Annotated in this window: 24 protein-coding genes; 16 read left to right on the top strand and 8 right to left on the bottom strand. The window is 71.9% G+C overall.

From position 1 onward, the window contains the following. Positions 1-80 precede the first annotated feature (80 nt). Genes ACZ58V_RS03105 through ACZ58V_RS03090 form a run of 4 tightly spaced genes read left to right on the top strand, consistent with a single transcriptional unit; the run spans position 81 to position 3506 of the window. A complete protein-coding gene (locus ACZ58V_RS03105) occupies positions 81-992 on the top strand; it encodes an ABC transporter ATP-binding protein (RefSeq protein WP_471288036.1) in 912 nt (303 codons plus the stop codon). Continuing rightward, positions 989-1729 carry an ABC transporter permease gene (locus ACZ58V_RS03100; protein ID WP_468187763.1) on the top strand — a complete coding sequence of 247 codons (741 nt, stop codon included), beginning with the start codon at positions 989-991 and terminating at the stop codon, positions 1727-1729. Before ACZ58V_RS03105 ends, ACZ58V_RS03100 begins: the two co-directional genes overlap by 4 nt. Next, a complete protein-coding gene (locus ACZ58V_RS03095; protein WP_471288034.1) occupies positions 1726-2895 on the top strand; it encodes a sensor histidine kinase in 1170 nt (389 codons plus the stop codon). Before ACZ58V_RS03100 ends, ACZ58V_RS03095 begins: the two co-directional genes overlap by 4 nt. Continuing rightward, complete coding sequence (locus ACZ58V_RS03090) at positions 2892-3506, top strand: response regulator (protein WP_471288033.1); 615 nt, start codon at positions 2892-2894, stop codon at positions 3504-3506. The genes ACZ58V_RS03095 and ACZ58V_RS03090 overlap by 4 nt, the downstream gene beginning before the upstream one ends. 85 nt (positions 3507-3591) lie before the next feature. Here ACZ58V_RS03090 and ACZ58V_RS03085 read toward each other — a convergent pair whose 3' ends face one another. After that, entirely contained in the window at positions 3592-4443 is an 852-nt protein-coding gene (locus tag ACZ58V_RS03085) for a transglutaminase family protein (protein ID WP_468187769.1), read from the bottom strand. Between the two features lie 30 nt (positions 4444-4473). Beyond that, complete coding sequence (locus tag ACZ58V_RS03080; RefSeq protein ID WP_471288032.1) at positions 4474-5490, bottom strand: GNAT family N-acetyltransferase; 1017 nt, start codon at positions 5488-5490, stop codon at positions 4474-4476. Between the two features lie 140 nt (positions 5491-5630). On the opposite strand from ACZ58V_RS03080, the gene fdxA reads away from it, so the two are divergent. Both fdxA and ACZ58V_RS03070 read left to right on the top strand, forming a co-directional pair. After that, entirely contained in the window at positions 5631-5948 is a 318-nt protein-coding gene (fdxA, locus tag ACZ58V_RS03075; protein ID WP_010047804.1) for a ferredoxin, read from the top strand. A gap of 128 nt (positions 5949-6076) precedes the next feature. Next, entirely contained in the window at positions 6077-7168 is a 1092-nt protein-coding gene (locus ACZ58V_RS03070) for a bifunctional succinyldiaminopimelate transaminase/glutamate-prephenate aminotransferase (protein WP_471288030.1), read from the top strand. A gap of 114 nt (positions 7169-7282) precedes the next feature. On the opposite strand, the gene ACZ58V_RS03065 is transcribed toward ACZ58V_RS03070, so the two are convergent. Next, the gene (locus tag ACZ58V_RS03065; protein WP_468187775.1) at positions 7283-7729 is read right to left on the bottom strand and encodes an ATP-binding protein; all 447 of its coding nucleotides are present in this window, start codon (positions 7727-7729) and stop codon (positions 7283-7285) included. A 355-nt stretch (positions 7730-8084) separates the two neighbouring features. Further along, positions 8085-9068, bottom strand: a complete 984-nt coding sequence (locus ACZ58V_RS03060; protein ID WP_468187777.1) for a VldE C-terminal domain-containing protein — start codon at positions 9066-9068, stop codon at positions 8085-8087. 85 nt (positions 9069-9153) lie between these two features. Here ACZ58V_RS03060 and dapE point away from each other — a divergent pair, with 85 nt between their 5' ends. Both dapE and ACZ58V_RS03050 read left to right on the top strand, forming a co-directional pair. Continuing rightward, positions 9154-10233 carry a succinyl-diaminopimelate desuccinylase gene (gene dapE, locus ACZ58V_RS03055; protein WP_468187779.1) on the top strand — a complete coding sequence of 360 codons (1080 nt, stop codon included), beginning with the start codon at positions 9154-9156 and terminating at the stop codon, positions 10231-10233. A gap of 120 nt (positions 10234-10353) precedes the next feature. Continuing rightward, positions 10354-11112, top strand: a complete 759-nt coding sequence (locus ACZ58V_RS03050) for an LOG family protein (protein WP_382840819.1) — start codon at positions 10354-10356, stop codon at positions 11110-11112. A gap of 9 nt (positions 11113-11121) precedes the next feature. Here ACZ58V_RS03050 and folP read toward each other — a convergent pair whose 3' ends face one another. Beyond that, complete coding sequence (gene folP, locus ACZ58V_RS03045) at positions 11122-11982, bottom strand: dihydropteroate synthase (protein ID WP_468187782.1); 861 nt, start codon at positions 11980-11982, stop codon at positions 11122-11124. 135 nt (positions 11983-12117) lie between these two features. Here folP and ACZ58V_RS03040 point away from each other — a divergent pair, with 135 nt between their 5' ends. Beyond that, positions 12118-12519 carry a DivIVA domain-containing protein gene (locus ACZ58V_RS03040; RefSeq protein ID WP_468187784.1) on the top strand — a complete coding sequence of 134 codons (402 nt, stop codon included), beginning with the start codon at positions 12118-12120 and terminating at the stop codon, positions 12517-12519. After that, positions 12516-13100, top strand: a complete 585-nt coding sequence (locus ACZ58V_RS03035) for a DNA-3-methyladenine glycosylase I (RefSeq protein ID WP_468187786.1) — start codon at positions 12516-12518, stop codon at positions 13098-13100. The genes ACZ58V_RS03040 and ACZ58V_RS03035 overlap by 4 nt, the downstream gene beginning before the upstream one ends. Positions 13101-13121: 21 nt before the next feature. Here ACZ58V_RS03035 and chcB read toward each other — a convergent pair whose 3' ends face one another. Next, positions 13122-13925 carry a 2-cyclohexenylcarbonyl CoA isomerase gene (gene chcB, locus ACZ58V_RS03030; protein WP_468187788.1) on the bottom strand — a complete coding sequence of 268 codons (804 nt, stop codon included), beginning with the start codon at positions 13923-13925 and terminating at the stop codon, positions 13122-13124. Positions 13926-14307: 382 nt separating this feature from the next. On the opposite strand from chcB, the gene ACZ58V_RS03025 reads away from it, so the two are divergent. Continuing rightward, positions 14308-14475, top strand: a complete 168-nt coding sequence (locus ACZ58V_RS03025; RefSeq protein WP_003966491.1) for a DUF3117 domain-containing protein — start codon at positions 14308-14310, stop codon at positions 14473-14475. Between the two features lie 118 nt (positions 14476-14593). Here the strand turns inward: ACZ58V_RS03025 and ACZ58V_RS03020 are convergent, their stop codons facing one another. Continuing rightward, on the bottom strand, positions 14594-15292 hold the full coding sequence (locus ACZ58V_RS03020) for an O-methyltransferase (RefSeq protein WP_391099892.1): 699 nt from the start codon (positions 15290-15292) through the stop codon (positions 14594-14596). A 162-nt stretch (positions 15293-15454) separates the two neighbouring features. Between ACZ58V_RS03020 and sigE the strand changes: the two genes are divergently transcribed. The 5 genes from sigE (at position 15455) to ACZ58V_RS02995 (ending at position 20647) form a co-directional block, all read left to right on the top strand. After that, positions 15455-16225, top strand: coding sequence for an RNA polymerase sigma factor SigE (gene sigE / locus ACZ58V_RS03015; RefSeq protein WP_468187790.1), 771 nt, complete (start codon positions 15455-15457; stop codon positions 16223-16225). A gap of 71 nt (positions 16226-16296) precedes the next feature. Further along, positions 16297-17220, top strand: coding sequence for an anti-sigma factor family protein (locus ACZ58V_RS03010; protein WP_468188288.1), 924 nt, complete (start codon positions 16297-16299; stop codon positions 17218-17220). 131 nt (positions 17221-17351) lie between these two features. Beyond that, entirely contained in the window at positions 17352-19127 is a 1776-nt protein-coding gene (locus ACZ58V_RS03005; RefSeq protein WP_471288026.1) for a S1C family serine protease, read from the top strand. Positions 19128-19335: 208 nt separating this feature from the next. Continuing rightward, positions 19336-19773, top strand: a complete 438-nt coding sequence (locus ACZ58V_RS03000) for a sec-independent translocase (RefSeq protein WP_468187794.1) — start codon at positions 19336-19338, stop codon at positions 19771-19773. A gap of 202 nt (positions 19774-19975) precedes the next feature. Beyond that, positions 19976-20647: a hypothetical protein gene (locus ACZ58V_RS02995; protein ID WP_454363703.1), complete on the top strand. Its 672-nt coding sequence runs from the start codon at positions 19976-19978 to the stop codon at positions 20645-20647. Between the two features lie 136 nt (positions 20648-20783). Here ACZ58V_RS02995 and ACZ58V_RS02990 read toward each other — a convergent pair whose 3' ends face one another. Then, complete coding sequence (locus ACZ58V_RS02990; protein ID WP_184590765.1) at positions 20784-21917, bottom strand: Mrp/NBP35 family ATP-binding protein; 1134 nt, start codon at positions 21915-21917, stop codon at positions 20784-20786. Positions 21918-21945: the final 28 nt, after the last annotated feature.

Raw genomic sequence — 21945 nt, 5'->3', positions numbered from 1 at the left:
GCGCGGCATGACATCTGTCATCCGGCACTCCGGACGCCCGACACTGCCCCCGCCGACACCCCCGAAGCCACCATGGCCGTATGACAACGACAGCCTCGGTGGTCGCGTTCGACCAGGTGAGCAAGGCATACGACACCGTCCGGGCCGTGGACGGACTGACCCTGACCCTGCGTCCGGGGGAGACCGTGGCGCTGCTCGGCCCCAACGGCGCCGGCAAGTCCACCACCCTCGATCTGCTCCTCGGTCTCAAGAAGCCCGACAGCGGCACGGTCCGCCTCTTCGGAACCGGCCCCCGGGAGGCCATCGTCGCCGGGCGCGTGGGTGCCATGCTGCAGAGCGGCGGGCTGATGGACGAGGTCACGGTCGCCGAGCTGGTGCGGCTCGCCTGCGACCTGCACCCGAAGCCGTACCGGCCCTCCGAGGTCCTGTCCCGCGCGGGCATCGCGCAGCTCGCCGACCGCAAGGTCAACAAGCTCTCCGGCGGCCAGGCCCAGCGCGTCCGCTTCGCCCTCGCCACCGCGGGCGACAGCGACCTCATCGTCCTGGACGAGCCCACCACCGGCATGGACGTCACCACCCGCCAGGCCTTCTGGGCCACCATGCGCGAGCAGGCCGACCAGGGACGGACCGTCCTCTTCGCCACCCACTACCTCGAAGAGGCCGACGCCGTCGCCGACCGGGTCCTGGTGCTGCACCGCGGCCGGCTCCTCGCCGACGGCACGGCCGCCGAGATCAAGGCCAAGGCGGGCGCCCGCCGTGTCTCCTTCGACCTGGCGGGCGACGTCGACGTGGCGGCCCTGCGCGGCCTGCCGTTCCTGACCTCCCTGGCGCTCTCCGGCCGGACCGTCCGCATCCAGTCCACCGACGCCGACGCGACCGTCCACGCCCTGTACGGCCTCGGCGTCTACCCCCGCAATCTCGAAGTCGCCGGGCTCGGCCTGGAGCAGGCCTTCGTCGCGATCACCGCCGCCGAGGAGGCGAAGCCGAAGTGAACAGCCTGATCAAGCTGGAACTCACCCGCGCCCTGCGCAACCGCAAGTTCCTCTTCTTCTCCGTGATCTACCCGTCGCTCCTGTTCCTGATCACCGCGGGCAACTCCGACAGCACCACGAAACTCCCCGGCACCGGCCTGACCCTGCCGACCTACATGATGGTCTCCATGGCCTCCTTCGGCGCTCTCACGGCCGTCCTCATGGGCAACAGCGAGCGCATCGCCAGGGAGCGCGAGGACGGCTGGGTGCGGCAACTGCGCCTGACCACCCTGCCGGGCCGCGGCTACGTCCTCGCCAAGACCGCGAGCGCCGCCGTCGTCAGCCTGCCGTCCATCGTCATCGTCTTCGCCGTCGCGGCGGCCGTGAAGGGCGTACGCCTGGACGCCTGGCAGTGGCTCGCCCTCACCGGCGCGATCTGGGCCGGCAGCCTCGTCTTCGCCGCGCTCGGCGTCGCCCTCGGCTACCTCGCCAGCGGCGACGCGGTCCGCCCGATCACGATGATCACCTACTTCGGCCTGTCGATGCTCGGCGGCCTGTGGATGCCGACGACGACCTTCCCGGTGTGGCTCCAGGACATCGCGAAGTGGCTTCCCACGCACGCGTACGCTGCGCTGGGGCGGGCCATCGAGCAGAGCCGCGCCCCGCACGTCCAGGACCTCGCCGTCCTCGTGGTGTCGTTCGCCCTGTTCGCGGGCGGCGCGGCCTGGTTGTACCGGAAGGACACCCTCAAGGCGTGAACGACGTCGGCGTCGGTATCGGGCAGCGCCCGGTCAACCGCAGGCAGCGGGTGGTGAAGTCGCTGTGGACCGGCATCTGGCTGGCCTACCTGAGCGCACCCGTCACCGACCTGCTGCACGGCGGCCACAGCACGGGCGTGCGGATCCTCGGCTGGATCGGCCTGGCCGCGTTCGTCACCTGGTACATGCTGCTGGTCTTCCGCACCGGCCGCGGCGAGCGCAACGGCCTGGTGCTCGGCTCGCTCGGGGTCCTCGCGGCCCAGTCCACGCTCCTCGCCCTCACCCTGGGCCGCGAGTGGCTGGTGCTGTTCGTGTACGTCTCGATCGCGTCCGGGGCGGCCCTGCCCATGCGCCTGGCCCGCTGGACGATCCCGGCTTCGTGCGCGCTGCTGACCGCGGTGGCGCTCGCGACGCACGACGGCCTGGCCTATCTGTCCGGGCTCCTCATCCCGGCCCTGCTCGGCGGTTTCGCCATGACCGGCGTACGCGAACTCGTCCGGACGGCCATCGCCCTGCGCGAGGCCCGCGCCACCGTCGCCCAGCTCGCCGCCAACGAGGAACGCCTGCGCCTGGCAAGGGACCTGCACGACCTGCTCGGCCACTCCCTCTCCCTGATCACCCTCAAGAGCGAGCTGGCCGGCCGGATGCTCCCAGCCCAGCCGGACAAGGCGGCCCAGCAGGTCGCCGACATCGAGCAGGTCAGCCGCCAGGCCCTCGTGGACGTGCGCGAGGCCGTCACCGGCTACCGCCGCCCCCGCCTCGGCGCCGAACTCGCCGGTGCCCGGGTCGCCCTGACCGCGGCCGGCGTCACCACCGACCTGCCCGCCGAGCCGCCCGGCCTCGCCGGTGTCCCCGAGGAGAGCGAGTCCGCCCTCGCCTGGGCCCTGCGCGAGGCCGTCACCAACGTCGTACGGCACAGCGGCGCCGGCCGCTGCACGGTCGAGCTGCTGAGCCGCCAGACCCTCGACGGCCCGGTGCTCGAACTCACTGTCGAGGACAACGGCTCGGGCGGCCCGGGCGGCGGCCACGGCAACGGCCTCACGGGCCTCACCGAACGCCTGGCCACGGCGGGCGGCACCCTGGAGGCGGGCCCGCTCAAGCACGGCTTCCGCCTGGTCGCCCGCGTGCCGACGGCCGACCCGGCGGACGTAGGATCCCCGGCATGAGCCGCACGATCAAGGTCCTGCTCGCCGAGGACCAGTCGATGGTCCGCGAGGCCCTGGCCGCCCTGCTCGGCCTGGAGGAGGACATCGAGGTCGTCGCCCAGGTGGCCCGCGGCGACGAGGTCCTGGAAGCGGCCCGCGAACACGCCGTCGACGTGGCCCTCCTGGACATCGAGATGCCCGGCGCGACGGGCATAGAGGCCGCGGCCCGTCTCCACGAGGCGCTCCCGGCCGTGAAACTGGTCATCCTCACCACCTTCGGCCGCCCCGGCCACCTCCGCAGCGCCATGGAGTCCGGCGCCGACGCCTTCCTGGTCAAGGACGCCCCCGCCGCCCAGCTCGCCGAGGCGATCCGCAAGGTCCTCACGGGCGAACGCGTCATCGACCCCACCCTCGCGGCAGCGGCCCTGGCGGACGGCGCCAACCCCCTCACGGACCGGGAGCGGGAGGTCCTCAGAGCAGCGGCGGACGGCTCCACCAACGCCGAACTGGCAGCCACCCTGCACCTCTCCCAGGGCACCGTCCGCAACTACCTCAGCACAGCCATCCAGAAGCTGGCGGTGAGAAACCGAGCGGAGGCGGTCCGAGCAGCACGCGAAAAGGGCTGGTTGTAGAGCTCTCAGGGGCGCGGGGAACTGCGCGATCAACCACAACGCACCCGCACACGCCACACCACACATGTCGCACGGCGAGAGGGCATCAGTTGAGCATCGCCCGAGCCGCGAAAGCCTCCCCCCGAACCCGCTCAGCAGCCCCCTCATCCACTGCCGCCACGACATCCGCATAGGCCTCCAGCTCCAAGGCCCCCGGCACGAAATCCCCCCGCTGCACCAGCAACCGCGCCCGCTCGTACCGCAGCCGAGCCGGATGCGAGGGCAACAGCAGCGACAACTCGACCGCCCACAGCGAGACGTCCGACCGCTCCGGCCTAGCCGCCGCCCACGCCCGCACGTTGTTCAGGATCCGCAGCACCACGTCCAGCGGATCGGCAGGCCGCAGCATCGCCGGATCGAGCCCCGTCCCTGTCGCCCCGGCGACCAGCACCTCCGCGTCCGCCCCCGTCAGCACCCGCCCCCCGTCGAACGGGTCCGCGAGCACCTGCCCCTCGTCGGGCCCGAACCCGACCACGAAATGCCCCGGCAGAGCCACCCCGTACACCGGCGCCCCGGCCCGCCGGGCCACCTCCATCCACACCACGGACAGCAGGATCGGCAGCCCCCTGCGCCGCACCAGCACCTCGTGCAGCAGCGAGGACTCCAGCCGCTGGTAGTCGGCCGGGCCGCCGCCGAATCCCATCCGCTCACCGAGCAGCTCCCGCAGGGCGACCGCCCAGGCCCGCGGCCCGCCGGGACGGTACGGCAGCAGCCCGGCCAGCCGGTCCAGCTCGACCTGCGCGGCGTCCAGGCCCGCCTCGTCCAGCTCCCGGTCCGCCTCCGCGCCCAGCAGCAGGCACAGCGCCGACAGATCGGGTCGCTCGGACCGGGCCTCTTCGGCGAAGCGCCGCCGCAGCTCGGCGGAACGCTCCGGGGACGGGGGATAGGGGGGACGCATAGCTTGCTGGTGCCCTCTCGCGACGATCGGTTACCGGCCGGTGCCGCCGGATTCCGGCGCCCGGTAGTGGTGGTAGGCATGGTGCGCGGCGAAGCCCATCCCGGCGTACAGCTCCCGCGCTCCCGCGTTCTCGGCCTCGACCTGGAGCCACGCGGCCGACGCGCCCTCGTCGAGGGCACGCCGGGCCAGCGCCGCCATCACCGCCGTGCCCAGCCCCTGCCGCCGCAGCGCCGGATCGACCTCGACGGCGGCGAACCCGGCCCACCGCCCGTCGACGACACACCGCCCGATGGCGGCCGGAGCGGCTCCCTCCGTGGCACCGGGCACCGTCGCGAACCACACCGAGGGCCCTCCCCCGAGCACCCGCAGCGCCACGTCGCTCACGCCCCTGCGCTGGTACCGGGCCAGCCACGCCTCATCCGCCTCCCGGGACAGCACGACCCCGGAGGGCTCCTCCCGGTCGGCGACCGGCGCCAGCGGCCCGACCCACAGCTCGGCGGTCACCTCCCGCACCCAGCCCCGCGCCTCCAGCTCGGCACACAGCAGCTCCTGCGTGCCCTCGGCGCCGGTCGCGGTCTGGACGTAGGCGGGCAGCCCGCGGTCGCCGTACCAGCGCCGCACAGCGCCCAGCGCCTCGTCGAGCGGCACCCCCGGCCCGCCGAGCGGCAGCACCGAATTGGCCCGCCGCGTGAACCCGGACGCGGCCCGCAGCTCCCAGTCCCCGAGCCGCTCGCTCTCCACGGGCCGCCACGCCCGCGCGGCGACCCGGGCCAGTTCCTCGTACGAGGCGGCCGGACCACGGCGACGCGCCGGAGCGGCGGGCACCACCTTGCCCGCGACCAGCGAGGATTCCGCGATGCGGACACTCTCGCCGCTCCTGCGTGTGATCAGCAGCACACCCTTGTCCCATGATGTGAGAACGCCGACCGTGTCGGTGAACTTCTCACCCAAAGCCGCATGTTCGATCAAGCTCCGGACGGAGACCCGTTTGCCCACGTCAGCAGCGGTGATAGCCACCTCGAGGCGACCGGCGGCAGAGATTTCCACAGGTCCGTACACCCCTCCTGTTCGGATCATGCCCAAGAACGGAGATACTAGGGGCGGGCATCGACGACGCCGCGCTCCCGCGCGCCAGGCGGCGGAGCCTGAGGAGGCCCGCCAGCGCCCTATCGAGGAGGAACGACAGCGTGACCTACGTCATCGCGCAGCCTTGTGTCGACGTCAAGGACAAGGCGTGCATCGAGGAGTGCCCGGTCGACTGCATCTACGAGGGCTCCCGGTCCTTGTACATCCACCCGGACGAATGCGTCGACTGTGGTGCCTGTGAGCCGGTCTGCCCGGTCGAGGCGATCTTCTACGAGGACGACACCCCAGAGGAGTGGAAGGACTACTACAAGGCGAACGTCGAGTTCTTCGACGAGCTCGGCTCGCCCGGCGGCGCCAGCAAGCTGGGGCTGATCGAGCGCGACCACCCCTTCATCGCCGCGCTGCCGCCGCAGGCCTAGTCACCGCGAGAGGCCGCACACCGTGCGCCGCCTCGGTCCCGTACGGCCCGATCACGCCCTGATCGCCGTACGGGGCCGAGGCGTTTGCCCTGGACGGCTCGTACGTACCGGAAAGTGAGCCAGAAACCGTGTCCGCAGTCTCCGACCGTCTCCCCGCTTTTCCCTGGGACAAGCTGACGCCGTTCAAGGCCACGGCCGCCGCCCACCCGGACGGCATCGTGGACCTGTCCGTCGGCACCCCGGTCGACCCGGTCCCCGAGCTGATCCAGAAAGCGCTGGTCGGCGCGGCGGACTCGCCGGGCTACCCGACCGTCTGGGGCACGCCCGAGCTGCGCGACGCGATCACCGGCTGGGTCGAGCGCCGCCTCGGCGCCCGCGACGTCACCCACCGCCACGTTCTCCCGATCGTCGGCTCCAAGGAACTCGTCGCCTGGCTCCCGACCCAGCTGGGCCTCGGCCCCGGCGACCGGGTGGCCTACCCGCGGCTGGCCTACCCGACGTACGAGGTGGGCGCCCGCCTGGCCCGTGCCGAGTACGAGGTCTACGACGACCCGACGGAGCTGGACCCCGAGGGCCTGAAGCTCCTCTGGCTGAACTCCCCGTCGAACCCCACGGGCAAGGTCCTGTCGAAGGCGGACCTCACCCGGATCGTGGCGTGGGCCCGTGAGCACGGCATCCTGCTCTTCTCCGACGAGTGCTACCTGGAGCTGGGCTGGGAGGCCGACCCGGTCTCGGTGCTGCACCCCGACGTCAACGGCGGCTCGTACGACGGCATCGTGTCCGTCCACTCCCTCTCCAAGCGCTCGAACCTCGCGGGCTACCGCGCGGCCTTCCTGGCGGGCGACCCGGCCGTCCTGAGCCCTCTCCTGGAGATCCGCAAGCACGGCGGCATGATGACGTCCGCGCCGACGCAGGCGGCGGTCGTGGCGGCCCTGAGCGACGACGACCACGTCCGCGTCCAGCGCGAGCGCTACGCGTCCCGCCGCGCCCTCCTGCGCGAGGCCCTCCTGTCGCACGGCTTCCGCATCGAGCACAGCGAGGCCAGCCTCTACCTGTGGGCCACCCGGGGCGAGTCCTGCTGGGACACCGTCGCCCACCTCGCGGAACGAGGCATCCTCGTGGCCCCGGGCGACTTCTACGGATCGGCCGGCGCGGAGTTCGTCCGCGTGGCCCTGACGGCGACGGACGAGCGGATCGCGGCGGCGGTACGGCGTCTGTAGCCGCTGTAGCCGCCGTGGGCCCGTCGGGCGCCCGGCAGCCCGGCACAAGACACGGAACACGGCGAAGGGGTCCAGGGACATTCCCTGGACCCCTTCGGCGGTCTGAGCCCGGCGTCAGCCGATCGGCAGGCCCTTCGCCGGCAGCGTCTTGGCGGACGGCACGCCGCCCTTCGTCAGGGAGTCCGTCGGCAGGCCCCCCTGCGCCGAACCGGCGGCTTCACCGACGAGCTGCCCGGCGGAGCCCGCCGCTTCGCCGGCCGCCTTCTGCGCGACGGGCGTGGCCTTCTTGACCGTCTTGCCGCCGAGATTGCCCGCGGCCGGCACCGCCTTCTTGACGGTCTTGCCGCCGGTGTCACCGGCGGACTTGCTGACGTCCGTCGCCGCGCTGTCGACGGTGTTGCCGACGTTCGCCCCGTCCAGGGCGGTCAGGCCGCCGAGGTTCGGGTTGGCCGGCAGCTCGGGGGCCGCACTGGCGGAGCCGGCCGCACCGACCCCGGCAGCCGCTCCCGCAGCGACAATGAGCGCGGCACGGGCGATCCGACGGGTCAGGGGGAGGGACATGGTGCTCCTTCGACGGAGAGAACAGTGAGGTTCGTGAAGTGTCCGACCGGCTCCGGGAGTTGATCGACTGGCTGTGGACCGCCCCGGCTCGGACGCAGTGACTACCGCTCGAAGCCCGGGAAGGTTGCGGCGTCGCAACGTAAAGAGTTGGTAATGCGTCGCATAATCAGCTGCGGACAAACGGGCAAAAAGGTCCACACCGGAAAGTCCGCCGAATCCTTCCAGCCCTGTACGCCCATGGGGTTTCACGGATTCCCGGGTGAGGGCGCGAAAACCAGCGCACACCGTCACGGCCGAGCCGCGCGGGTAACCCCCAGGGGTGAGTTCCCGCACCCCTGCGCGACCCAGGCGCGAACTAGCGCATCGTGACAATACGGACGGCGTCCGCGTCCCGCTCCGCACCCGCGGTGCCCTTCGCCGTCGGAACGCGCCACTCGCTGGCGGTGTTCCCGGCGACCCACTCCCGCCCGGCGTACGTCACGCGCGCGATGTGCAGCTCGGAGGCGTTGGCCACGGCCCAGTGCGCCAGCTGCCAGCCGCGCTGGTCCAGGCTCCGCCGCGTCGCGGAACTCGTGTCGGCGGTCACCGGCAGCGTCACCGTCCGCCCGCCGGGGTCGCTCGTACCACCGCTCGGGGACGGCGTCGGCGTGGCCGCCGAGGAGGCGCCCACCTGGGCACCGGCCGGCTCCAGCACATCGCGCCCGAAGTCCCGCACCAGCGCCGTACGCACCCCGTCCGGGCCCGTCGCCCGGGTCGCGCCCGGGCGGCCCTCGCAGGTCAGCGTGGCCGCGGACTGGCCGGTGAGGGCGGCGGCGAGCAGCGCGGCGTCGGGCTCGTGCTTGGCGTAGGCCTGCGGGAAGCCACTGCGCTGCACGCGCTGCGCGGCGACGGTGAGGGGCAGCCGTGTGTAGCCGGGCACCTTGACCAGGTGGTCGTAGAACTCGCCCGCCGAGTACGTCGGGTCCATAATCTCCTCCCGCGTGCCCCAGCCCTGCGAGGGCCGCTGCTGGAACAGGCCGAGCGAGTCCCGGTCGCCGTGGCTGATGTTGCGCAGGCTCGACTCCTGCAGCGCGGTGGCCAGCGCGATGGTCACGGCCCGCTCCGGCAGTCCGCGCCCGGTGCCGACGGCGGTGATCGTCGCCGCGTTCACGGCCTGCTCGGGCGAGAACGCGTACGACGCCCCGTCGCCCTTGCCCGAGACGACTTTGCAGCCCGGTTCGCCCGTGCCTCCGGTGATGTACTGCACGACGAGGTAACCGGCGACCGCGAGGAGGGTCACGAAGGCGGATCCGCATCGGAAGAGGCGGCCACGACGCTTGGGGGAGGACGGCTCTGGCACGCGGTACAAGGTACTGGAGAGTATGGATCCCCATGTGCCCGGTGGGGAGAGAGGGCACAGGGTCTGGCGCGTTAGGGTCGACGGCATGGCCGACACCTCGCTTGACCTCACGCTGGACGCCGCGGAGCTCACCGCCCGGCTCGTCGACTTCCGCTCCGAGAGCGGCACCGAGAAGCCGCTCGCGGACGCGATCGAGACCGTGCTGCGCGCGCTGCCCCACCTGACGGTCGACCGGTACGGCAACAACGTCGTGGCCCGTACGAACCTGGGCCGCCCGGAGCGGGTGATCCTGGCCGGCCACATCGACACTGTCCCGATCGCGGACAACGTCCCCTCCCGGCTCGACGAGGACGGCGTCCTGTGGGGCTGCGGCACCTGCGACATGAAGTCGGGTGTCGCGGTGCAGCTGCGCATCGCGGCGACGGTCCCGGCCCCCAACCGCGACCTGACCTTCGTCTTCTACGACAACGAGGAGGTCGCCGCGGAGCTGAACGGCCTCAAGCACGTCTCCGAGACGCACCCCGAGTGGCTGGAGGGCGACTTCGCGGTCCTCCTGGAGCCCTCGGACGGCCAGGTCGAGGGCGGCTGCCAGGGCACCCTGCGGGTGCTGCTGAAGACCACGGGCGAGCGAGCCCACTCCGCACGCGGCTGGATGGGCTCCAACGCGATCCACGCGGCCGCCCCGATCCTCGCCCGCCTGGCCTCCTACGAGCCGCGCTGGCCGGTCATCGACGGCCTGGAGTACCGCGAGGGCCTGAACGCGGTGGGCGTCGGCGGGGGAGTGGCCGGCAACGTGATCCCCGACGAGTGCGTCGTCACCGTCAATTTCCGGTACGCGCCCGACCGCACGCCCGAGGAGGCGATCGCCCACGTCCGGGAGGTCTTCGCGGACTGTGGCGTGGCGGAGTTCGAGGTCGTCGACCACAGCGGCGCGGCGATGCCGGGCCTGTCCCACCCGGCGGCGAAGGCGTTCATCGAGGCGGTGGGCGGCACCCCGATGCCGAAGTACGGCTGGACGGACGTCTCCCGCTTCTCGGCGCTCGGCGTCCCCGCGGTCAACTACGGCCCGGGCAACCCCCACTTGGCCCACAAGCGGGACGAGCGGGTGGAGACCGCGAAGATCCTCGCGGGCGAGGAGCGCCTGAGGAGCTGGCTGACGGCCTGATCCCGTCCGGGGCGCCCTCGTGTTTACGGCGCTTTATCGCGGACATGCTCACGTCCCTCGTTCGTAACCCGCGTAGATCTACGCTGAGGTGGAACGACAGGCACGACGGAGGGAGCGCACATGGCGACCGGCAACCCCGAGGGGAAGAAGCAGCCGCCGGAGGAGAAGCGCCTGGGCCCGGTCCTCCAGCGGCGGGACCAGGTGCAGGCCAGCACCACCGACCAGCGGCTGCTGGACGAGCGGGCCCCCTCCGACTGGGTCCACACCGACCCCTGGCGCGTGCTGCGGATCCAGTCGGAGTTCATCGAGGGCTTCGGCACGCTCGCCGAACTCCCGCCCGCGATCAGCGTGTTCGGCTCGGCCCGGACATCGGCGGAGTCACCCGAGTACGACGCGGGCGTCCGGCTGGGCCGGGGCCTGGTGGAGGCGGGCTTCGCGGTCATCACGGGCGGCGGCCCGGGCGCGATGGAGGCGGCCAACAAGGGCGCCCTGGAGGCCAAGGGCATCTCGGTCGGCCTGGGCATCGAGCTTCCCTTCGAGCAGGGACTGAACCCGTACGTCGACATCGGCCTCAACTTCCGCTACTTCTTCGTCCGGAAGATGATGTTCGTCAAGTACGCCCAGGGCTTCGTGGTCCTGCCCGGCGGCCTCGGCACCCTCGACGAACTCTTCGAGGCCCTCACCCTCGTCCAGACCCAGAAGGTCACCCGCTTCCCGATCGTCCTCTTCGGCAGCGAGTACTGGGGCGGCCTGGTCGACTGGCTCCGCGGCACGGTCATCGCCCAGGGCAAGGCCGCGGACAAGGACCTCCTCCTGTTCCACGTCACGGACGACGTGGACGAGGCGGTGGCCCTGGTGTCGAAGGAAGCCGGCCGCTAGTCGAACGGGTCAGGCCAGTCCGCGCCGGGCAACGGCGGGTTCCCGATGCCCGGCGATGGACGCCACCATCTCCAGCACCTGCCGCGTCTCGGCGACCTCGTGCACCCGGTACACCTGCGCCCCCAGCCACGCGGACACGGCAGTCGTCGCCAGCGTCCCCACGACCCGCTCCTTGACGGGCCGGTCCAGCGTCTCTCCCACGAAGTCCTTGTTGGACAGCGACACCAGCACCGGCCACCCCGTGGCGACCATCTCGCCCAGCCGCCGGGTCGCCTCCAGACTGTGCCGCGTGTTCTTCCCGAAGTCGTGCCCGGGATCGATCAGCACCGACTCCCTCGGCACCCCCAGCGCCACCGCCCGCTCCGCCAGCCCGACGGTCACGTCCAGAATGTCGGCCATGACATCGTCGTACTGGATCCGATGCGGCCGCGTCCGCGGATCCGCACGTCCCGCGTGCGTGCACACCAGCCCCACCCCGTACCGCGCGGCGACCTCGGCGAGCCCCGGATCGACCCCACCCCACGCGTCGTTCAGCAGATCGGCCCCGGCCTCGCACACGGCCTGGCCGACCTCGGCCCGCCAGGTGTCCACGCTGACGATCACGTCCGGGAACCGCCGCCGCACCTCGGCTACGAAGCCGACCGTCCGCCGGGCCTCCTCCTCGGCCGTGACCTCCTCGCCCGGCCCGGCCTTGACCCCGCCGATGTCGATGATCGCGGCTCCCTCGGCCACCGCCTGCTCCACGCGCGCGAGCGCCGGCTCGTCGTGGAACGTCGCGCCCCGGTCGTAGAAGGAGTCCGGGGTCCGGTTCACGATCGCCATGATCACCGGATCGCGCGGCTCGAATTCCCGCCTGCCCAGCCTGAGCATCCCCTGTGACCTTTCCTGGTACGTCCCCGTCTTCCGCCGCCTGCGACCCTAACTGTCGGACTCGCATGGCACGATCGGAGCCTGACAACATCCGTCTCCGAAGACTCCGAGACATCCGACCGTGGGGGCCCCGCGATGGTTATGTTCCTGTTCCTGGTCGTCGCGCTGGTCCTCGTGGTCGGCGCGGTGACTCTGGCCGTGCTCGGCGGCGGCGAGAACGGCCCGCTGCCAGAGGCCGCCCCCGAGCAGCTGCGGGACCCGCTGCCCCCGGACCGCCCGGTCGACCGCGCGGATGTGGAGGGCCTCCGCTTCCCGCTCGCCGTCCGCGGCTACCGCATGGGGGACGTGGACGACGCCCTCAGCCGCCTCGGCGCCGAGCTCGCCGAGCGTGACTCCCGCATCGCGGACCTGGAATCGGCCCTGGCCGGCGCCCGGGCGGCCGCCCCCCACGGTCCGGTGTCCCCGCAGCACCACGCGTCAGCGGAGAACCACGTGTCCATGGACAAGCCCGGTCCGCGACAGGAGGACCGGCCGTGAGCGACGGCGCCGCCCTCCCCGGTCCGGACGGCGCGCCGCGCTGCCCCTGGGCCCTGTCCGCCCCGGAGTACGTGACGTACCACGACGAGGAGTGGGGCCGCCCGGTCCACGGCGACGACGCCCTCTACGAACGTCTCAGCCTGGAGGCCTTCCAGTCCGGCCTGTCCTGGATCACGATCCTGCGCCGCCGCCCCGGCTTCCGTGCCGCCTTCGCCGACTTCAAGATCGCCTCGGTGGCCGCCTTCACCGACGAGGACCGCGAGCGCCTGCTGGCCGACACCGGCATCATCCGCAACCGCGCCAAGATCGACGCGACGCTCGCCAACGCGCGCGTACTGACCGAGTGGGCCCCGGGCGACCTGGACGAGCTGATCTGGTCCCACGCCCCCGAGCCGGGCACCCGCCCGGTCCCGAAGGCGCTCGCCGACGTCCCGGCGATCACACCCGAGTCGACGGCCCTGTCCAAGGCGCTGAAGAAGCGGGGTCTGCGGTTCGTCGGCCCGACGACGGCGTATGCGCTGATGCAGGCCTGCGGACTGGTCGACGACCATCTGCGGGCCTGCGTCGCGCGTCGTGCCTGACGCCGTGGCCGCGGGTCAGCGTCAGCGGCCCAGGTACTTCGGCTTCTCCTTGTTGACGAAGGCCCGCACCGCGATCGCGTGGTCCTCGGAGGACCCCGCCCGCGTCTGCAGCTCGTCCTCCTTCTCCAGGGTCTCCTCCAGGGAGTGCGTCAGCCCGTAGGCCATCGCCTCCTTCAGCGCCGCGTACGCCACCGTCGGCCCCTCGGCCAGCGCCCGTGCCACCTTCTCGGCCTCCGCGCGCAGCTCGCCGGCGGGCACCAGGCGGTTGGCGATGCCGAGGTCGTACGCGTCCTGCGCGCTGATGCTCCTCGGGAAGAGCAGCAGGTCGGCGGCCCGGCCGGGGCCGATCACCCGCGGCAGCGTCCACGAGATCCCCGAGTCGGCGGTCAGTGCCACCCCGGCGAACGAGGTGTTGAACGAGGCCGTGTCCGCCACGATCCGGTAGTCCGCCGCCAGCGCGAAGCCGAAGCCCGCCCCGGCCGCCACGCCGTTCACGGCGGCGACGACCGGCTTCGCCGCCTCGGCCAGCGCCCGCACGATCGGGTTGTAGTGCTCCCGCACCGTGTTCATGGTCTGCCGCGAACCGGTCTCCCGGTCCTGGACCAGCAGCCCGATGTGCTCCTTGAGGTCCTGCCCGACGCAGAACGCCCGGTCACCGGCGGCGGTCAGCAGCACCGCCCGCACGGCGGCGTCGTCCGCCGCGGACCGGACCGCCTCCCGCAGGGCGACCTTGGCCTCCACGTTCAGCGCGTTCATCGCCTCGGGGCGGTTCAGCGTGATCGTCGCGAGCCCGTCGCTCACCTCGTAGAGCACGGTGTCGGCCATGGCGTATCCCCTCCGTGTCGCTGCTCGGGGACCTACCGGCCGGTAGGTCCCGGGTCTGCAGGACAGCATGACGGAGATCGCCGACCGGTGACCGCACCGGACGTGTGACCTGCGTCAAAGAATTCTCACCCGTTTTCGTTCGGCGGATGTGTGTGCGGTGGCGGAGTATCGCAGCCACTTCGCCGAATTGAGTGGTTTTGCTCGCGTGCGTTGCCCAAGCGATGCCTACTGATGTTGGTCATCGGGTCCTGAGATGCGGGATAATGGCTTGGAAGCAATGTGTTCGATGCCGGTGTCGCGTGTCCTGCTCAGGGCCGCACGTGTGCCCTTCTCGGGGCCGACGGCTTTGACGAAGAGCTGGGTTTCAGGAAGGGGAACGAGCATGGCGGCCATGAAGCCGCGGACGGGCGATGGCCCGCTCGAGGTGACCAAGGAGGGGCGGGGCATCGTCATGCGAGTTCCGCTCGAAGGCGGCGGTCGGCTCGTCGTCGAGCTGACCCCGGACGAGGCCGACGCGCTGGGCGATGCCCTCAAGAAGGTCGTCGGCTGAGGCGCAAGCGACCATACCCTTTCAGCTGCCCCGGCATCACGTGTGGTGCCGGGGCGGTTGTTTTCTCATCAATGACTTTCGCCTGCCCCGGCTTCCGCTCCGCTAACGTGCGACCCGGCTAGCGTTTCACCGCGCACAGCAGTCCGTCGCCCACCGGCAGCAGTGACGGCACCAGCTCCTGGCTCTCGCGCACCGTGCGCAGCAGCTCCCGCAGGCGCAGCACCTCCGTGGGCTGCGGTCCGGAGTCCACCGTCCGGCCGTTCGCGAAGGCGCCCTCGAAGACGACGAGCCCACCGGGGCGCAGCAGCCGCAACGATTCAGCGAGGTAGTCCATGACCTCGAGGCGGTCACCGTCGCAGAAGACGAGGTCGTAGCCGGAGTCCGCGAGGCGGGGCAGCACGTCCAGGGCGCGGCCCGGGATGAAGCGGGCCCGGTTGCTGGCGAAGCCGGAGGCGCGGAAGGCCTGGCGGGCGAACTGCTGGTGCTCCGGCTCGGGATCCACGGTCGTGAGCACCCCGTCGGGCCGCATCCCGTGCAGGAGGTGGATCCCGGAGACACCGCAGCCGGTGCCGATCTCCGCGACGGCCTTCGCGTCGACGGAGGCGGCCAGCAACCCCAGCGCGGAGCCCGTGCCGGGCGTCACCGAGCGCAGCCCCGCGTCACGGGCCCGGTCACGGGCCCAGCGCAGCGCGTCGTCCTCGGCGACATAGGCGTCGGCGAACGCCCAGCTCGTCTGCCGGTTGCCGGTAATGACCCTCTCCTGTCCCCGTGAATGCCTGGGCGTGACTGTATCCGTTGGGTGCGGGAACCCGCAGATGGGACCGGTCGTTTAAAGGGATGAGCGAGCGGCGCGTGCCGGGACGGGGAGCAGGCAGTGGACGAGGACGCCGAGCAAGTGTCGTCGCAGCAGTACGAGGCGTATCAGCCCAGATCAAATTCTCGTAAAACCGCTTATCCGGTCCTAACGGGCGAGGTGGCTATGGTAGGGGCTCCACTGGACACCACCAGAGCTGACAGGGGAGGTGCGGCTGCGCCTGGGGATCGCGGAGGAGTGTTCCGGCGCTTCCTCGGATCAGCGGGCAGGCCGACATCCGTGAACGACACCGCTGACCACAGCCACGCCGCTGACTTCGCCCAGACCGCGACCTTCTCCACCGACGCGGACGGGCAGGCGTGGACTCCGCCCACCTGGGAGGAGATCGTCAGCACGCACAGCGGCCGGGTCTACCGGCTCGCCTACCGCCTCACCGGCAACCAGCACGACGCCGAGGACCTCACGCAGGAGGTCTTCGTCCGCGTCTTCCGCTCCCTGTCGACCTACACGCCGGGCACCTTCGAGGGCTGGCTGCACCGCATCACCACGAACCTGTTCCTGGACATGGTCCGCCGCAAGCAGCGCATCCGCTTCGACGCGCTCGGCGAGGACGCGGCCGAGCGGCTGCCCAGCAAGGAGCCCACGCCGCAGCAGGTCTTCAACGACGCGCACTTCGACGCGGACGTCCAGCAGGCCCTCGACACCCTGGCCCCCGAGTTCCGCGCCGCGGTCGTCCTGTGCGACATCGAGGGACTGTCGTACGAGGAGATCGCCGCGACCCTCGGCGTCAAGCTCGGCACGGTCCGCTCGCGCATCCACCGTGGTCGCTCCCAGCTGCGCAAGGCCCTCGCGCACCGCTCCCCTCAGGCGCGTGCCGAGCGCCGCTCCTTCGTGCCCCGTGTTCCCGCACTGGGAGGAGGGGGCGCGAGCGCGTGAGCGGATCACGTCCTGAGTCCTCCGAGGGACACCTCGCAGAGCAGCACCTGGGAGACCGACTCTCCGCCCTGGTGGACGGAGAGCTCGGTCATGACGCGCGTGAGCGCGTACTGGCGCATGTGGCCACCTGCCCGAAGTGCAAGGCGGAGGTGGACGCCCAGCGCCGGCTGAAGAACGTGTTCGCGGAGGCGGCCCCACCGCCTCCCTCGGAGAGTTTCCTGGCCCGCCTGCAGGGACTACCCGCGGGGGGCGACCCGGACGGTGACGGTATGCCCCCGGGTGGCGGAGGGCTGCCCGGCGGACTGTCCGGCCGGTTCGGCTCGTCCGGGGCCTTCGGCGCGAAGCGCGGCGAGCGGTTCGAGTTCGGGTACGCCCCGTCCCGGCCGCACCTCCCCGTGCTGCCGTCCGACGACCGAGGCCTTCCCTCGGGGAGCCGGGGTTTCCGTATCCATGACGTCGGCCGGCACGAGACCGACAGGTCCTCCTCGCGGCTGCGGTTCGCGTTCGCGGCCGCCGGGGCCGTGTCCCTGGCCGCGATCGCCCTGGGCGGCGTCACCACCGGCACCCCTGGCGACACGGAAGCCCGCAGCGGCTCCGGCACGGGAAGCAATGCGACGCCGATGCGTACGCAGGGGTCGGGCGCGACGACGTCGCCGGAATCCCAGCGGCGCCGGGGTGCGGCGCCGCTGCTCGGACAGGCGCACGGCCAGAGCATGGTCGGACAGACCCCGGCCGCCCCGACCGAGGTGTCCGCACCGCTGCTGCCCGGATTGCCGCCTGCCGCACGGCATCACGCCGTGCACGCGCTGACCGCCCCGGTGGTGGCCGGTGCCGTGGCCATGTCCCCGTGGATACATCCGTTCGGGGTGGCCGCGCCGGCCGCTCTGACCTCGTGGTCCGCGATTCCCGAGAGCGGGGCGCCGCTGCTCGCCGTGCCCCTTCCGGACCCGACCTCGTCCCCCTCTCCTCCCGCCTCCTCCCGGACGGCCCGCTGACCGGCCTCTGCGCACCGGGCGGCGAACCTGATTGAATCCGGGGGTTGTCGCCCGCTGCCGAGCTGTGGCCGGGCGCCGATTCGACGAACCGCGGCCACCGCGTCGAGCCGTGCCGCGGCTGTGGGGAGAGCATGAACGAGGGGAAGCCCACGAAGGCGAAGTGGTGGAGCCGTCCACGGCCGCAGGACGCTCCGGGGGAGCCGGAGGGGCAGGGGGCGGCCCCGGCGGACTCCGCCGACACCGACGGTGACTTCGAGCTGGCGCGGCCCGCCGTGCGGCGGGACGATCCACCGGGGGCCGCGGGTGACTACGAGTTGAGGCGCCCCGAGGAGCCCGCTGACGCCGCCGTGGAGCCCGCCGTACCGGTCGGCGGTACGCCCAAGCCGCTGCACGATCCCGACCCGTACAGCACCCCGCCCTACGGCGAACCGGGCCCCTGGGCGCCCGCGCCGCCCGTCCAGCATCCGGCGGCGACGCCGACGCACGGCACGGCGATACCGAGCCGGCCGTCCATACCGGGGGCAACCGTCCCGCCGGCGGCCGTCGCACCGGCAACCGTCCCGCCGGCGGCCGTCGCACCGGCACCCGTCCCGCCGGCGGCCGTCGCACCCGCGGCGTCGGCGCCGGCAACCACTCCCGGCATCCCGGCACCGTCACCGGCACCTGCTGCCCCTGCACCTGCGGCACCTGCGCCCGCTCCCGACCCCTGGCAGCGTTACGACCCCTGGGCGGCTCCCGCGGCCGCCGGGCCTCTGCAGCAGAACGGGGCCGGTGTACCCAGCACGGAGCAGCGGCGCAAGCGGGGCAGGAAGGCGCTGGTGGGTGCTGCCGTGGTGCTGGCGCTCGTGTCCGGGGGGATCGGCGGCGTCGTAGGGACCTATCTGGAGCGGAACGGGGGCGTCGGGTCCGTCGAGCTGCCGCAGGCCGGGAAGGAGTCCGCGGGGCGGGACGCCGACAGTGTGGCCGGGATCGCCCAACGGGCCCTGCCCAGCGTGGTCACCCTGCATGTGAGCGGCGGCGGAGAACAGGGCACCGGCACCGGCTTCGTGCTCGACGACCGCGGCCACATCCTCACCAACAACCACGTCGTGCGGCCCGCCGGATCCACCGGCGAGATCACCGTGACCTTCAACAGCGGGGAGACCGCCCAGGCCGAACTCGTCGGCCGGGACAGCGGCTACGACCTCGCCGTCGTGAAGGTCAAGGGCGTGCGCGGCCTCACCTCGCTGCCCCTCGGCAACTCGGACAACATGCAGGTCGGCGATCCGGTCGTGGCCATCGGCGCGCCCTTCGACCTGGCCGGCACCGTCACCTCCGGCATCATCAGCGCCAAGCAGCGCCCCATCACGGCGGGCGGCGAGAAGGGCGACGGCAGCGACGTGTCGTACGTCGACGCGCTCCAGACCGACGCGCCCATCAACCCCGGCAACTCCGGCGGGCCCCTGCTCGACTCCCGGGGCCGGGTCATCGGCATCAACTCGGCGATCCGCTCGGCGGACAGCGGCTCCGAACTGGAAGGCGGCCAGTCCGGCTCCATAGGCCTCGGCTTCGCCATACCCATCAACCAGGGCAAACGCGTGGCCGAGGAGCTGATCAACACCGGGAAGGCGACCCACCCGGTGATCGGCATCACCCTGGACATGGACTACACGGGCGACGGCGCCCGTGTCGCCGCCGAGGGCGGCGAGGGCGGACCGCCGGTCACCGTGGGCGGGCCGGGCGCCAAGGCCGGGATCAAGGCGGGCGACGTCATCACCACGGTCGACGGTCAGCGGGTCCACTCCGGCGAGGAGCTGATCGTCAAGACGCGGGCCCACCGCCCCGGCGACCGGCTGGAGCTGACGCTGGAGCGCGGTGGCAAGGAACGGACGGTCGCACTCGTCCTCGGCTCCTCCGGCGGCAGCTGAGACGTGATGTCCGGGACGTACAGGACCCAACAAGGCAAACAATTCGGAAAGCGCTCCCACTCCCCGCACTCGGAGGTCTCGGGACAGTACCGGTCGGACAGGATCGCCGGGTACCGTGGATCCGGCCCGGACCACGGCAAGACCCGCACCGACCACCGAGGGCCGACCACCGAGGGCCGAGGACCGAGGACATCGCAAGGAGCTTCAGGTGTTCAATGACATAGGACCACTCGAGCTGGTGACGCTCATCGTCCTTGCCGTGCTCGTCTTCGGTCCGGACAAGCTCCCCAAGGTCATCCAGGACGTGACCCGCACGATCCGGAAGATCCGTGAGTTCTCGGAGAGCGCCAAGCACGACATCCGGGAGGAACTCGGCCCGGAGTTCAAGGACTTCGAGTTCGAGGACCTCAACCCCAAGGCGTTCATCCGCAAGCAGCTGGACAACGAGGACCTGGGGCTCAAGGAGATCCGCAACGGCTTCGACCTGAAGAAGGAGATGGCCGAGGTCACCGACGCCGTCCACAGCCGTGACTCCGACACGTCGTCCTCCGGCGCCGGTTCGTCCGGTGGTCGTATCGACATGACGAAGAAGCCCGAGACGCCCGACCGGGACGACCGTCCGCCCTTCGACGCGGACGCCACCTGAGCGACTCGCGTGACGCGTTTCATACTCCGGTCGGGCTGTGTACGGCCTGAACCGGGCCCCCGTGCGGCCCACGCGCCGGGCGCTTTCCCTGCTGCTCGCAGCGGTGTGGCTATGCTGCCGAGTTGTTGTGCGGACCGGAAGAGTACGCCCGAAGGGGGGCGGGCCGTTCCGGTCCGACTAGAGCGAGGAGGCGTCCGGGCACATGGAGACGACGAGTCCAGGAGTCGCGCAGGCGCCGGCCGCGGAGGACGGACAACAGGTCCCCTCCGCCCGGCGTAACGTCGACGGCTACCTGCGCGCGCCCTTCCCGTGGTACGGCCTCGACGAGGCCTTCACGGGACCGCGCTGGCTGATGCAGGTCGGTACGACGGCCGACGGGGCCGTGGAACACGGTTCGATCGGGCACGGAGACGAACCCAGGGTGCGCAACGAGTTCGTCGCCGGGGGTGATCAGGAGGCCAAGGAGAAGTTCGCGGTCGTGGTCACCGTCGCGGCGCATCCCTCACGGCGCAGTGCGGACGGTACGGGGCTGCTGGAGGCCACGTCGGTGTCCTCCGCGGCGTGGCTCGCGGGTGTGGGGCTGCTGTCCTCCACCTGGCCCGGGCAGATGGACCACTCGCTGCGGGACGACTGGCTGGAGCAGCAGACCGAGACGGCGTGGGTGCTGGCGGACGACCTCGACGGGGCCGACTGGTCGACGTTGTCGTTGCCGGTGGACGGTGTGCCGACGGCGTTCCACTACCGGGAGTCCGAGTTCGGGTGGGTGCTGGCCGGGTCGACGTCGGCCGGGGTTCATGTCGGGGCGTACGGCAGGGGCATGAGTGCGTATGGGCTCGGCTTCGCCGTGGTGAAGGACATCGCCGCCTACGCGTGAGGTTTGGGGCGCCGGGTTGGTTTCGGCGCCCCTTCGCCCGTAAGGGTTTCTCGTGCGCGGGCGGCTGCGGGCCGTCGAGGGCTGATCGCGCAGTTCCCCGCGCCCCTGAGGGGCGCTGCCCTCAGCGGCGTCGCGACTAGAACTTGTTCCTCGGGGTGATCCCCAGGGACAGGCCGGACAGGCCCCTCTGTCGTCCTCCCAGCTTCCCCGCGATGGCCCGGAGGGCGGACCCCGCCGGGGAGTCCGGGTCCGTCAGGACGACCGGCCTGCCGTCGTCGCCGCCCTCGCGGAGGCGGACGTCGATGGGGATGTTGCCGAGGACCGGGACGTTGGCGCCGGTCGTGCGGGTCAGGCCGTCGGCCACCACCTGGCCGCCGCCCGTGCCGAAGACGTCGACCATCTCGTCGCAGTGCGGGCAGGGCAGGCCGGACATGTTCTCGACCACGCCGACGATCTTCTGGTGGGTCTGTACGGCGATGGAGCCCGCGCGCTCGGCGACCTCGGCCGCCGCCTGCTGCGGGGTCGTGACGACCAGGATCTCGGCGTTCGGGACCAGCTGGGCGACGGAGATGGCGATGTCGCCGGTGCCGGGCGGCAGGTCCAGGAGGAGAACGTCCAGGTCGCCCCAGTAGACATCCGCGAGGAACTGTTGCAGGGCGCGGTGGAGCATCGGGCCGCGCCAGACGACCGGGGCGTTGCCCGGGGTGAACATACCGATGGAGATGACCTTCACGCCGTTCGCCGACGGCGGCATGATCATGTTCTCGACCTGGGTGGGGCGGCCGTCGGCGCCGAGCATGCGCGGCACGGAGTGGCCGTAGATGTCGGCGTCCACGACACCGACCTTGAGGCCGTCGGCCGCCATGGCCGCCGCCAGGTTCACCGTCACCGAGGACTTGCCCACGCCGCCCTTGCCGGAGGCGACCGCGTAGACGCGGGTGAGGCTGCCGGGCTTGGCGAAGGGGACCTCGCGCTCGGTCTGGCCCCCGCGCAGGGCGTTCGCCAGCTCCTTGCGCTGCTCGTCGCTCATCACGTCGAGCGTGACGTCGACGCGGGTGACCCCCTCGACGCCGGAGACCGCATCGGTCACGCGCTGCGTGATCGTCTCCCGCATCGGGCAGCCCGAGACCGTGAGGTACACGGTGACCGCGACCGCCCCGTCCGCGCCGATCTCCACCGACTTGACCATCCCGAGTTCGGTGATGGGCTTGTGGATCTCGGGGTCGTTCACCGTCGCCAGTGCCTCGCGCACCGCGTCTTCCGTAGCCATAGGACGATGGTACGGCGCTGTACCGGTG

It is taken from the genome of Streptomyces sp. NPDC040589, assembly GCF_055594445.1.
This window is presented reverse-complemented; position numbering and strand designations above follow the sequence as displayed.

Bases quoted from the DNA above. Each gene is read 5' to 3' on its own strand.
- dapE (WP_468187779.1), top strand. From the start codon at position 9,154: ATGGCCGACACCTCGCTTGACCTCACGCTGGACGCCGCGGAGCTCACC.
- chcB (WP_468187788.1), bottom strand. From the start codon at position 13,925: ATGGCCGACACCGTGCTCTACGAGGTGAGCGACGGGCTCGCGACGATC.
- ACZ58V_RS02995 (WP_454363703.1), top strand. From the start codon at position 19,976: ATGGAGACGACGAGTCCAGGAGTCGCGCAGGCGCCGGCCGCGGAGGAC.
- ACZ58V_RS03040 (WP_468187784.1), top strand. From the start codon at position 12,118: ATGGTTATGTTCCTGTTCCTGGTCGTCGCGCTGGTCCTCGTGGTCGGC.
- ACZ58V_RS03025 (WP_003966491.1), top strand. From the start codon at position 14,308: ATGGCGGCCATGAAGCCGCGGACGGGCGATGGCCCGCTCGAGGTGACC.
- ACZ58V_RS03105 (WP_471288036.1), top strand. From the start codon at position 81: ATGACAACGACAGCCTCGGTGGTCGCGTTCGACCAGGTGAGCAAGGCA.
- ACZ58V_RS03085 (WP_468187769.1), bottom strand. From the start codon at position 4,443: ATGCGTCCCCCCTATCCCCCGTCCCCGGAGCGTTCCGCCGAGCTGCGG.
- ACZ58V_RS03090 (WP_471288033.1), top strand. From the start codon at position 2,892: ATGAGCCGCACGATCAAGGTCCTGCTCGCCGAGGACCAGTCGATGGTC.
- sigE (WP_468187790.1), top strand. From the start codon at position 15,455: ATGGTAGGGGCTCCACTGGACACCACCAGAGCTGACAGGGGAGGTGCG.
- folP (WP_468187782.1), bottom strand. From the start codon at position 11,982: ATGCTCAGGCTGGGCAGGCGGGAATTCGAGCCGCGCGATCCGGTGATC.
- ACZ58V_RS03065 (WP_468187775.1), bottom strand. From the start codon at position 7,729: ATGTCCCTCCCCCTGACCCGTCGGATCGCCCGTGCCGCGCTCATTGTC.
- ACZ58V_RS03050 (WP_382840819.1), top strand. From the start codon at position 10,354: ATGGCGACCGGCAACCCCGAGGGGAAGAAGCAGCCGCCGGAGGAGAAG.
- ACZ58V_RS02990 (WP_184590765.1), bottom strand. From the start codon at position 21,917: ATGGCTACGGAAGACGCGGTGCGCGAGGCACTGGCGACGGTGAACGAC.
- ACZ58V_RS03005 (WP_471288026.1), top strand. From the start codon at position 17,352: ATGAACGAGGGGAAGCCCACGAAGGCGAAGTGGTGGAGCCGTCCACGG.